At 66.5% G+C, this 11,902-nt stretch carries 9 protein-coding genes and 2 rRNA genes (1 of these 11 running past the window's edge); 1 reads left to right on the top strand and 10 read right to left on the bottom strand.

Annotated elements, in window-relative coordinates; translation table 11 throughout:
* Positions 1-3: 3 nt before the first annotated feature.
* From lysS to R3E10_02530, 3 genes are all read right to left on the bottom strand, one after another.
* Positions 4-1,578 (bottom strand): lysine--tRNA ligase, encoded by a 1,575-nt coding sequence (lysS, locus tag R3E10_02540; protein ID MEZ4414604.1) that lies wholly within the window; start codon positions 1,576-1,578, stop codon positions 4-6.
* 5 nt (positions 1,579-1,583) lie between these two features.
* Positions 1,584-2,700 (bottom strand): peptide chain release factor 2 gene (gene prfB / locus R3E10_02535; protein ID MEZ4414603.1). Its coding sequence is split into 2 segments (ribosomal slippage): positions 1,584-2,630 and positions 2,632-2,700, totalling 1,116 coding nucleotides; the frame shifts between segments, so codons are not numbered across the junction.
* 160 nt (positions 2,701-2,860) lie between these two features.
* Complete coding sequence (locus R3E10_02530; protein ID MEZ4414602.1) at positions 2,861-3,016, bottom strand: hypothetical protein; 156 nt, start codon at positions 3,014-3,016, stop codon at positions 2,861-2,863.
* A gap of 328 nt (positions 3,017-3,344) precedes the next feature.
* On the opposite strand from R3E10_02530, the gene R3E10_02525 reads away from it, so the two are divergent.
* A complete protein-coding gene (locus R3E10_02525) occupies positions 3,345-3,482 on the top strand; it encodes a hypothetical protein (protein ID MEZ4414601.1) in 138 nt (45 codons plus the stop codon).
* A gap of 112 nt (positions 3,483-3,594) precedes the next feature.
* Here R3E10_02525 and R3E10_02520 read toward each other — a convergent pair whose 3' ends face one another.
* The 7 genes from R3E10_02520 to R3E10_02490 all read right to left on the bottom strand — a co-directional run.
* A complete protein-coding gene (locus R3E10_02520) occupies positions 3,595-4,563 on the bottom strand; it encodes a diguanylate cyclase (GenBank protein ID MEZ4414600.1) in 969 nt (322 codons plus the stop codon).
* A gap of 60 nt (positions 4,564-4,623) precedes the next feature.
* Positions 4,624-6,750: a ribonuclease R gene (gene rnr, locus R3E10_02515; GenBank protein MEZ4414599.1), complete on the bottom strand. Its 2,127-nt coding sequence runs from the start codon at positions 6,748-6,750 to the stop codon at positions 4,624-4,626.
* Positions 6,747-7,535 carry a hypothetical protein gene (locus R3E10_02510; protein MEZ4414598.1) on the bottom strand — a complete coding sequence of 263 codons (789 nt, stop codon included), beginning with the start codon at positions 7,533-7,535 and terminating at the stop codon, positions 6,747-6,749. Before R3E10_02510 ends, rnr begins: the two co-directional genes overlap by 4 nt.
* A gap of 22 nt (positions 7,536-7,557) precedes the next feature.
* Positions 7,558-8,523, bottom strand: coding sequence for a PorV/PorQ family protein (locus R3E10_02505; protein ID MEZ4414597.1), 966 nt, complete (start codon positions 8,521-8,523; stop codon positions 7,558-7,560).
* Positions 8,520-9,419 carry a GTPase Era gene (era, locus tag R3E10_02500; GenBank protein ID MEZ4414596.1) on the bottom strand — a complete coding sequence of 300 codons (900 nt, stop codon included), beginning with the start codon at positions 9,417-9,419 and terminating at the stop codon, positions 8,520-8,522. Before era ends, R3E10_02505 begins: the two co-directional genes overlap by 4 nt.
* A 237-nt stretch (positions 9,420-9,656) precedes the next feature.
* A 5S ribosomal RNA gene (gene rrf, locus R3E10_02495) occupies positions 9,657-9,773 on the bottom strand.
* A 410-nt stretch (positions 9,774-10,183) separates the two neighbouring features.
* Positions 10,184-11,902 (bottom strand): 23S ribosomal RNA (locus tag R3E10_02490); it runs 1,258 nt beyond the window's last position.

Here is an 11,902-nt window from a genome sequence, read left to right as displayed (position 1 = left end):
ACCTCAGGGCCGCGTCGCTGTTGCGTCGGCGGGCGCTTCCGCTGCGGGCCTCTCGTCCGTCCCTTCCTCAGGGCGAAGCGTCGGGAAGAGAATCACGTCCCGAATCGACGAAGCATCGGTAAACAGCATCACCATGCGGTCGACGCCTACGCCCACGCCACCGGTAGGAGGCATGCCGTACTCGAGCGCCCGTACGTAGTCCTCGTCCAAGGTCTGGGCCTCTTCGTCCCCGGACTCGCGCAGCCGCATCTGATCCTCGAAACGGGAGCGCTGATCGAGAGGGTCGTTGAGCTCCGAGAAGGCGTTGGCGAACTCCTCCCCAGCCACGAAGAGCTCGAAGCGCTCGGTGAGTCCGGGCTCGGAGCGGTGGACCTTGGCGAGGGGGCTCAGCTCCACCGGGTGGTCCGTCACGAAGGTCGGCTGGACCAGAGAAGGTTGCACGAGGAGGCCGAACAGCTTGTCCAGCACGCGCCCGCGCCCGTTCAGGTCCGAAAGTCCGCGCCGGCGCGCCTCCGCCACCAGGGTCTCGTCGCTGGCGGTCCGGACATCGAAGCCGAGCGCCTCGCTCAGGGCGTCCGTGAGGCGAAGGCGGGCGAAGGGACGGTCGAAGCGAATCTCCTGGCCTTGGTACGACACCCGCGGCGCGCCGTGCAACGCCATTGCGACATGGATGAAGAGATCCTCCACGGTATTCATCATGTCGTTGTAGTCCGCGAATGCCTGGTAGAACTCCAGCATCGTGAACTCGGGATTGTGAAAGCGATCGATGCCCTCGTTGCGGAAATCCTTGGAGATCTCGTAGACGCGCTCGAATCCCCCTGCGATCAACCGCTTCAGGTACAGCTCGTCGGCGATGCGGAGGTAGAGCGTTGCATCCAGCGCATTGTGGTGCGTCGTGAACGGCCGCGCCGACGCGCCTCCGTAGATCGGTTGCAGGACCGGTGTCTCGACCTCGAGAAAGTCGCGATCGTCCAGAAAGCGCCGCAACTCGCTGACGAGTCGGGTGCGTGCGCGGAAGCTCTCGCGCACGTCTGGATGTACGGCGAGGTCTGCGTAGCGCTGCCGGTAGCGACTCTCTTGATTGGCGAATCCGGAATAGGTGATCCGCTCTCCCGTGGCCTCGTCGGTCTGCACCTTTCCGAACGGGAGCGGCCTGAGCGCCTTGGTGAGGAGCGAGCACTCGCTCACCCGGACAGTGACCTCCCCGGTGCGCGTGCGGAAGGTCGGCCCCTCCACCCCCACCCAGTCTCCCACGTCGAGCAGATCGAGGGCCGCGAACGGGTCCTCCCCCATGACGTCACGGCGGAAGTACAGCTGAATCCGTCCGGCGCCGTCCTCCAGATGGGCGAACGCGGTCTTGCCGTGGCCCCGCCAATTGACCAAGCGCCCACCGACGATCACCCGCGGACCGTCGTCTCCTTCCAGCGTGCCGGCGCGTTCCGCCGCTTCGAAGGCGCCATGGGCTTCGGTGCTGGTATGGGTCCGCGCGAACGTATAGGCGAAGGGGGCCGTGCCCCGCGCGATGAGCTCCTCCAGCTTGCGCCGCCGGTGCTGCAAGACCTGACTGAGATCTTCCATCGGTTTCAGACTGCCGTCGAGGGGGTGGCCCCGAACCGCTTGAGGTAGGCGTGGATGAAGGGATCGAGGTCCCCGTCCATCACGCGCTGCACGTCTCCGACCTTCAACTCGGTGCGGTGGTCGTTGACCATGGTATAGGGCTGAAACACGTACGACCGGATCTGGTTGCCCCAAGCGATCTGAGTCTTGGTCGCCTCCAGGGCCTCGCGCTCCTTTTCGCGCTCTTCGACTGCTCTCTGATAGAGCGCCGCGCGGAGCATCTTCATGGCCGTCGCGCGATTCTTGTGCTGGGAGCGCTCCTGCTGGCAAGAGACGACGATTCCGGTCGGCTCGTGCGTGATGCGGATCGCGGAGTCCGTCTTGTTCACGTGCTGACCACCCGCCCCCGACGCCCGGAACGTGTCGATGCGGAGGTCGGCTTCGTCGATCTCGATCTCGATCTCGTCCTCGACGAGCGGATAGACGAAGACGCTGGCGAAGGAAGTGTGCCGTCGCGCCTGTGCGTCGAAGGGAGAGATGCGGACGAGCCGATGCACCCCCTTCTCCGCGCGCAGGTACCCGTATACGTGGTCCCCCTTGATCTCGAGCGTGACGCCTTTGATGCCCGCCTCCTCGCCCGGCTGCAGATCCAAGACGCTGACAGCGTACCCGCGGCGCTCGGCCCAGCGGACATACATGCGCTGGAGCATCTCGGCCCAGTCCTGCGACTCGGTGCCCCCTGCCCCGGGATGAATGGTCAGGATCGCGTCCCGATGGTCGTCCTCGCCTTGGAGCATCGTGCGAAGCTCGAGCTCGGCCAGCCCCTCGTCCAAGGCCTCGACCTCGCGCTCCCACTCCTGAGCCAGATCCGCATCCGGCTCCGCCTCCAGGAGGTCGGCCATCTCGAGGAGGTCCCGGGCCCGGCGGCTGAGGTCGCTCCAGGGCTCCACCCAGCCCTTCAGGCGATTCGCCTCGTCGATGACTTCCCGAGCCCGCTCTGAATTGCTCCAGAAGTCGCCGCGGGCCATCTCCGTTTCGAGCTCTTCGATGCGCACCCTCTTCGCATCGACGTCAAAGATACCCCCTGAGCTCGCCGATCCGCTCTGACGCGGTCTCCAGCTGTTCGTATCGCTCGTTCGTCATCTGAGTTCGGCCGGACACCAATTGCAAAAGAGGGGTCGGCCCGGCGGGCGACCCCTCGGGGAGACCACATGGGTCCCCGGTCTGGGATGGCTGAAGCTAACGGCCCTGATCGGCGAGGGACAACCGGCCGATCTTCTGGCGCGGCGCGCCTGGGCAGGGTCTAGAAGATGGCTTGTCCGCGCGCCAGCACCTGGTTCAGCGCGTCCTTCCAATAGCTGGTGCTCTCGGCCATCTCCTTCCCGACCTGCTGTACATACTCATTCCACGACTTCTCGATCTCGTCCTCGAAGTCGGTCGCTAGCGTACCTGCGCGCACGCTCGCCTCGTGGCGACCGGCGTGGTACGTGATCATGTCCGAGACCAACACCCTCGCCAGTCGAGCCGCTCGCTCATGCGGGTCACGCTTTCCGAACGTCGGTCGTTCCGACGGGGCGGGTGCGGGGGCCGCTGGCGCCGGCGGGGCGTGAGCGAGCGGCGCAACCGGCGGGCTGACCTGAGGCGCCGCGGCAGGAGCGGCGGACACCGGCGGGCTGACCTGAGGGGCCGCAGCGGGAGCGGCGGCGACCGGAGGCTCCGAAGCGGTTGGGGACGCGGCGGCCGGGGCAACCGCGTGAGCCGAGGGAGCTGCAGCCGGAGCGGGAGCCGTGGGCGCACGGGTCGCCCCGCTGGACGGGGACGCCTGGACGGGCGAGGGGGCCGAAGCCACCGCCGCGACCGGGGCGGGAGCCAGCATCTCCCGGTCGACCCAGAAGATCTGCGGGCAGACCGAGCACTGGGCGTAGACGCCATCCTCGGGGACCTTCCTCCGGTCCACGGGGAAATCGGTGCCACATCCCGGACAGGTCACGGTGAACAACATTGGCGTCTCTCGTTGTTGAAAACCCTGGAAATCCCTCAGACGGCGCGGCCTCGCCCCGGACCGACCACACTCTGGCGACGATCGACTACATAAACCGAGCCAGGGAGGGATTTGGCATAGGTCTTCATCTCTCCAGCCAACGAACTCACCTCGGCGGTGTGGGTGAACCGCCGGAACTGATTGGTGACCACCCCGATGGAGAGGGTCATGAGAGGAATGCGGTGGATGGAGCCCCGCCGGTCTTTCCCCAGGAAATAGCCGGCCTGGCGGTCCTCCTCCGTGTATTGGTAGGGGATCAGCTCGTCGAAGACCTGCAGGATGTCGTCGCAGCAGGGCTCGAGGTATTCGAGGGGCACGTTGAAGATGAAGTCGTCCCCGCCGATGTGGCCCACGAAACCACCGGGAGCCAACACCCGCACCAGATCCCGTAGAATCCGGGATACCAGCAGAATGACGCGGTCGCCGCTCGCGTAGCCGTAGCGGTCGTTGAACTCCTTGAAGTGGTCCAGGTCCGCGTAGCACACGGCAAACATCTGACCGGATGCCATCCGCTCCGCCAGATCCCGCTCGATCTGGACGGTACCGGGCAGGCGCGTGGTCGGATGGACGTTGACGTCGCGGGCGGCTCGCTGGAGCACGAGATTGAGGCGCAGTCGATTCTCGGCCACTTCCTCGACGTCGGTAATGACCTCGTCCGCCCCGGCCTGTAGACCTTCGGGGAAACGGACGCGTGCTCCCCCTTCGTAGACGACCACGATGGGGACGAGCGATGTGAAGGGGTCGTTCTTGAGCTCCGCGGCCAAGCGCGCACTCTCGCCGCCCCCGCCGTTGCGCGCGTCGAGAACGAGGCAGGCCGGAACCGCGCGGTTCACGAGGGCCAACACGTCCGCTGCACTGGCCGGACGATCGACCTCCAGATTGCGCTCCGACGCAAAGGTCGAAATGAGCTCGGGCGGCGCTCCGCCAGATGGCGAGTAGTAGACCAACGTCCGGTCGGAGGTCATGCCGTTCCCTGTCTCGGCGTCCTGAAGCCAGCCGACTCTATCGCGCCACCGCGACAGGTGTCAAACCGCACCGTATGCTCCACCCGCGGCGTCCTCGGCCAACACCAGGTCGATGCGGCGCTCGGAACGGTCGACCCGAGCCACGCGCACCGTGACGGGATCACCGATCCGGAAGATGCGCCCCCGGCGCTCGCCGACCAGCGCCAGCGAGCGCTCGTGGAAGTGATAGAAGTCGTCCGCAAGGGAGCTGACGTGGACCAGGCCCTCGGCGAACACGTCGTCGGGAACGACGAAGAATCCGAAAGGCACCACGCTGGAGATGCGCCCGGTCAGGTCGTCTCCGAGATGGCGCTCCATGTACTCGATCTTCTTCAGCTCCACGCTATCCCGCTCGGCCTCGTCGGCCACACGTTCCCGCCGGCTCACGTGCTCGGCCAGCGAGGCCAACGCCTCCTCGGTCCACGCCTCGGCGCCGCGCTCAGCGCCGAACAGGTCGGCTGCCAGTACTCGGTGGACGTGAAGGTCTGGATAGCGCCGGATGGGAGAGGTGAAGTGGGCATAGTGCTGCGCAGCCAATCCATAGTGCCCATCGTCCGTGGACGCATAGCGGGCCCGCATCATCGCCCTCAGGACCGAGGTCGCCACCAATGCTTGCTCTGGCCGTCCTTCTGCCCGTTCGAGCACCTTCTGGAGGGCACCCGGAGAGACCCGCTCCGGGAGGGTATAGCCAACGCCGGACAGCAGCTCCCGCAGCTTGTCCAGTCGGTCGGGATCCGGGGAGTGGTGAACCCGGAACAGCAGGGGCCACCCCTTTCTGGACCCTTCGCGCGCGATGGTCTCGTTGGCCAACAGCATGAAGTCCTCGACGAGTCGGTGGCTCTCGAAGCGCGCCCGCCGCTCGATCTGGATGGGAGAGCCTCCCTCCTCCAGCACCACCCGAGCCTCCGGAACGTCGAAGTCGATGGAACCACGTAGTTTACGCGCGCGCCGCAAGACTCCTGCCAGCCAATCGAGCCGCTGCAGGGCCGCATCGGTCGCCGGGTCCAGGGAGCGGCTTCCCGTCAGCGATTCCTGGGCCTCCTCGTAGGAAAGCCGGTGGCGAGACCGGATCCAGGACCGCTCGAAGCGGTGGCCCACGACGGCCCCCTTCGCATCGAAATCGACGTATACCGTGACGACCCGACGCGGCTCCCCGGGGACCAGGGAACAGGCGTCCGCCGAGAGGGCCTCGGGCAACATGGGAAGGACGCGATCCACCAGGTAGACACTGGTTCCGCGCCGGAGCGCCTCGAGGTCCACCTCCGAGCCGGCAGTGACGTAGTGGGCGACATCGGCGATGTGGACGCCCACCCGCACCAGCCCCCCCTCGAGCTCCTGAACGGAGAGAGCGTCGTCATGGTCACGGGCGTCGGCGGGATCGATGGTGACGACGTGGAGATCCGTGCGGTCTTGGCGATCCGCTTCGGGCCGCCGTTCGGCAGCCTCCACGGCGGCCCGGGCGGCCGCGCCCAGGCCGGGGGGAAGCGAAGCGGGCAGACCGTGCGAGTGGATGATGGCCAGCACGTCGACACCGGGCTCGCCTTCCTGGCCCAGGACCTCGAGGACCCGGCCGACCGGGCCAGCCCGGCTGGAGCCGTAGGAGACGATCTCCACGCGCACCAGGTCGCCGTCGCGGGCGGCGCCTGCTTCCCCTTCCGGGATCAGGATATCGCGCGGGAGCGCCCGGTCCGCCGGCCGCAGTGTTCCGAAGCGCCGGTGCGCCTGGTAGGCTCCCACCACGGTGGGGTGAGCCCGTTCCAGGATGCGCACCACGCGCCCGTAGCGGCGGCCCCGGGAGCGCCCCTCGATGCGCACCGCAGCGCGGTCGCCGTCCATGGCCGTCTCGAGGGCCTCTTCCGGCACCAGGATGTCGTCCCGGCCCTCACCAGTGACCAGGAAGCCGTGTCCGCGCCGGGTCACCTCCAGGGTCCCGACCACCAGGTCGATGGAGGCGGGCACGGCGTATCGCTTCCCCCTGACCTTGTAGACCAGGCCCTGGAGTTCGAGGTCGCGGAGTTGGCGCCGGAAGGAGGGGTACTCTTCGGAGCGTACGCCCAGCGTCCGCGCGATGTCGCGTGGCTTCATCGGGCCTCGCCGGGATTCTCGCAGCACCCGCTGGATCCGTTCTGCCTGAAGGTCGTGGCTCATGGCAGACTCCAGTACACCCCCCACTGCAAGGCCCGGGTGCCGGTCCGGAAACCAGGAACCAGGCTGCCCCGAACCTCCATCCCAGGAAGGCGCGCCGAGAGCAGCGCGTCCACACTGGAGATGAGGTGGTTGGTCAGAACGAGGCCCACAGCCGTGGATGCGGTGCGAAAGGCGTCGTCACTTCGGCGGATCAAGCTCCGGAATCGCTCCTGCTCCGCGCTCCGATCGGTCCAATCCCACACAAACGCGTCCCCGTAGGCGCGCTCGGCGTAATACTCCAGCGCTCGCTGGTAGCCGGGCGAAGCGGGATCCGGTGTCCCGGGGCCCAGGAAGATGCCCTGCGCGAGCACCCACACGCTGCCGTTGTAGGTGCCCACGTCCGCCTCCGGCTGGATTCCCGGAGTCGAGGGGTCCCGGTCGAACGCACCCGAGCGCACGAACTTGCTCATGCGCTCGTAGTAGTCGAAGTCCCCGTCCGTGCGAGGAGTCGAGGCGCCCCGTGCGACCTCCCAGGCGAGGTCCCGGTAGTCGCGTCGACCCTGGCGGCCGCGGCTGCGGGCATCCAGAAAGAGCCACCAGGTGGCCACCTCCGCCCCCAGGTAGATCCAGGAGCGGCGTTGGCCCAGGGCCCACTGCCCGAGACCCGGAACGGCAGCCGAGCTGGTGGAAGCCCAGAGGGGTCGGATGGTGCGCTCCGGGGCCGGCTGCGCATCCAGCGGGCCGGCGGAGAGGGCCCGAAGGGGCTCCTGGGCTGCCAGGGGTAGTCCCCACAGTCCCGCGCTCAACGCGAGGACGCGGAGCGCCGACCTAGAAGCCAATGCCCAGCGTGACGTAGACGGGCTCCGTGTCGGGGCTCAACTCGGCGGCCGCCAACGAGCGGGCGATTCCGACGTTGAAACGATCGTAGCGCAGACCGAGGCCCAGCGCGGCTCCCTTTCGCTGGTCGAGGTCGCGAAAGACGTACCCGGCTCGGACCAGCAGCGCTTCCTCGGCCCCTACCGTGAGTTCGGACCCCAGGTAGACGGACGGATCCCCGAAGTCATGCCAGCGATCCTCCACTTCCAGGTTCACCCAGAGTCTGAAGGCATCGGCCTCTTCCCAATGCCGTAGAACCTCATAGGCCCCTGCGACACGGAGGCGGGTTGGGAGGCGATCAGCTTGTTCCGCGTTGATGAACTGCACCCGCGGACCCAAGTGGGCGACCATGAGGCCGAGGCGAGTCGATTCGCTCGGCCGAGCCAGGACGCCCGCGTCCAGGGCGACCGAGGTGGAGGAGACTCCCGCCTCCGGGCATTGCCCGCGACAGCTCTGGCGGAAGTGGGCGACCTTGAGGTTCACGCCGGCGTCCAGCCGCTCGATCAGAGTGGTTGCGAAGCTCGCGATGGCCACGTGGCTCCGGACGGTGATCGACCCCAGCAGCTCTCCGGTCTCGCTGGTCAGCCCCCCTTCCCCCACGTCCGTGAGCTCGTACGAGAGCCCGAAGGTCCCGAGCCGGCCCTGCCGTCCCAGAAGGGACACTCCAAACTGCTCCACCGCGAAGTTGTTGCCCCGGAAGAGCTGGACGTGGCCACCGTCCACTTCGGCGAGGCCCGCGGGATTCCAGAACGCTGACTCGGGACCTGGGACCGCCGTCATGGCCCGGCCCAACCCTACGGCCTGAGCGCCGAGCGGCAGGAGCAGGAACGGCGCTCCTTCGGCTGCCTGCCCGGCCGCCATCGCAGGCAGGAGGGCGCTGATCGCTCCCAGGATCACCCAAGCCCCGCTTCGCCTCATGGAGCTCCTCCCTCGGGTAGCACGAAGCCGAAGCGCTGGAGTTGCTCCGCCTTCTTACGCCAGTCCTTGAGCACCTTCACCCACAGATCCAGATACACCGGCCGACCGATGAGGTCCTCGACCTTGCGCCGGGCCTCGATGCCCAGCTCGCGGATGCCGGCCCCCTTGCTTCCGATGAGAATCCGCTTCTGGGAGTCCCGCTCCACGTAGACCGTCACCTGGATGTAGACCGGTGTCTCCGACTCGCGAAACTCCTCGACGGCGCATACGACCGCGTAGGGGATCTCTTGCCGGTATTGCTGGAGCACCGTCTCGCGTACCAGCTCGGCCACGAGGTCCCGTAGCGACTCGGAGGACAGCTCGTCTGCTGGAAAGAGATGGGGCCCCTCGGGGAGACAGGAGGCGAGACTGCCCAGCAGGTCCGACAGGCCTTCGGCACGCGGCGCGGAGACGACGTGCACGGCCTGGGGTGCGAGCGTCTGCTCGGCCCAGCGCGTCAGCTGGCGCACCGTGGCGGGATCCGCCACGTCCCCCTTGGACACGGCAGCTACGATGGGCCTGCCACAGTCGATCAGGGCGTCGCGGAGTCGATCGAGGTCTTCCGGAGACTCTCCGGAACCGTCCAGGAGGGCCAGGACCACGTCCGCATCGCGGACCGAGAGGCGCGCCGCCTCCAGGAGGGATCGATCGAAGAGGGTGCGTGGTGTGAGCAGACCGGGCGTGTCGACGAAGATCCACTGCACCTCGCCGGAGGTGAGGATTCCGGTCATGCGGCGTCGAGTGGTCTGGGCCTTGGGAGTGACGATCGCCAAGCGTTCGCCCACGAGGGCGTTCAGGAGTGTGGACTTCCCGGCATTGGGACGCCCCACCACGGCCACGAAGCCGGCCTTGCTCACCGCGAGTGGCCTCGCGCGCGCACAGCCAGCGCTGGATCGGGCCGGACCGGAGGGCTCAGCGTAGGCATGTGCGTCTGGAGTGCGGGACACGTGATAGGCGGGCAGCGAAGTTCCCGCGGGACTTCCGGCAGGTCAAGGCGGCGCCACAGGCCGCGGGCGGGCTGGAGGGGGAAGGGGGGAAGAAGCGGGGACGCCCCGCGGGGACCGGAGGTCGGCCCGCGGGGCGTCTGGAGATGAGGCTGGCGGCGTCGTACTCTCCCACCGAGCTGCCTCGGCAGTACCATCCGCGCTGTGGGGCTTAACGGCCGTGTTCGGGATGGGAACGGGTGTGACCCCCACGCCATCGCCACCAACCACAAGTGCCGCGCACTGGATCGTGGCGCTGGAGGTCGTCAGGCTGCGGGGACCTCCCTGCGACGTACCATCCAGGTACGTCTCAGTCGGTCTCCTCGCCTTCCTACTCCAGCATCCACGCTGCAGCGCGCCATACCATTGGGGCGTCGATCCGGGCCCTACCTGGCATCCCGGCTGAACGCCCCAGACCGTTCTGGTGGATACCCACCTGAGGCAGGCCCACCGGAGCGATCCAAGAGCGAGTTGGGGAAAGGGAGCAGCGAACCGAGTTGCTGCGGGCGACCGTTGCGTGCGGGTGCACGTGGAGCCGCTACCGTTCGTGCAGTCCGTCGCCTACCGGACTGCGCTGTGCTACTGCGGTGGTGACACGCTTCGACGACTCCGGGATGAACCCAGGGACGTCGAACGTGCCGGTCAAGCCTCTCGGGCGATTAGTACGGCTCGGCTTCACGGCTCACACCGCGTCCACCTGCCGCCTATCAACGTGCTCGTCTCGCACGGCCCTTCTGAGTGCTTACACACTGGGAGTGTTCATCTCGAGGGGGCTTCCCACTTAGATGCTTTCAGCGGTTATCCCGTCCCGACGTCGCTACCCGGCGCTGCCCCTGGCGGAACAACCGGTACACGAGGGGTCGGTCCGTCCCGGTCCTCTCGTACTAAGGACGGCTCCTCTCAACACTCCAACGCCCACGACGGATACAGACCGAACTGTCTCACGACGTTCTGAACCCAGCTCATGTACCACTTTAACGGGCGAACAGCCCGACCCTTGGGACCTTCTCCAGCCCCAGGATGTGATAAGCCGACATCGAGGTGCCAAACCGCCCCGTCGATGTGAACTCTCGGGGGCGATAAGCCTGTTATCCCCGGCGTACCTTTTATCCGTTGAGCGACGGCCCTTCCATTCAGAACCGCCGGATCACTAAGGCCTGCTTTCGCACCTGCTCGATCTGTCGATCTCGCAGTCAAGCTCCCTTCTGCCTTTACACTCGTCGCGCGATTACCGACCGCGCTGAGGGAACCTTTGCGCGCCTCCGTTACTGTTTGGGAGGCGACCGCCCCAGTCAAACTACCCACCTGCCACGGTCCCCGAGGAGGATTCACTCCCCTGGGTTAGAGCCTCAACATTGTAAGGGTGGTATTTCACCAATGACTCCCCGACCCCTGGCGAGGCCGGCTCATAGTCTCCCACCTATCCTACACGTGCAAAGCCAAGACCCAATGGCAGGGTATAGTAAAGGTGCACGGGGTCTTTTTGTCCTGTCGCGGGTACTCGGTATCCTCACCGAGACTCCAATTTCGCCGAGCTCGCGGAGGAGACAGCGCCCAAGTCGTTACGCCATTCGTGCAGGTCGGAACTTACCCGACAAGGAATTTCGCTACCTTAGGACCGTTATAGTTACGGCCGCCGTTTACCGGGGCTTCAGTTCAGAGCTTCGGGTTTCCCCTAACCCCTCCCTTTAACCTTCCGGCACCGGGCAGGCGTCAGTGCCTATACGTCGTCTCGTCGACTTCGCAGACACCTGTGTTTTTGCTAAACAGTCGCTTGGGCCGATTCTCTGCGGCCTGTCTCAGCTCCCCACGCATCGTGGTTCACCTACTGCAGGCTCCCCTTCTTCCGAAGTTACGGGGACATTTTGCCGAGTTCCTTCTCCGCGGATCACTCGAGCACCTTAGGCTTCTCGCCTCGCCTACGTGTGTCCGTTTGCGGTACGGTCTGATGCACTACTCCCCTGCGAGGCTTTTCTCGGCGGCATGATTACAGACCCTTGGCGGGGCCCGAAGGCCCCTTCGGCATCGGCGCTCGGCTAAGCGGGTCTTTTATCCCCCACCATCGCCTACCACCTTGCATCGGATACTCCACCACCCGACGGTCTTTTCACTCCCGCGTCCCCCCTCAGGGTCGAACGCACTACACCAGGTACAGGAATATTGACCTGTTTCCCATCGCCTACGCCTTTCGGCCTCGGCTTAGGGGCCGACTAACCCGGAGCGGACCAGCCTGGCTCCGGAACCCTTAGGCTTTCGGTGACAAGGATTCTCACCTTGTTTCTCGCGTACTCATTCCGGCATCCTCACTTCCCTGCGCTCCACCCCTGCTCTCTCGAGGGGGCTTCTAGGCCCAGGGA

Source organism: Gemmatimonadota bacterium, assembly GCA_041390105.1.
Taxonomy (GTDB): Bacteria; Gemmatimonadota; Gemmatimonadetes; order Longimicrobiales; family Gaopeijiaceae; genus JAGQIF01.
This window is presented reverse-complemented; position numbering and strand designations above follow the sequence as displayed.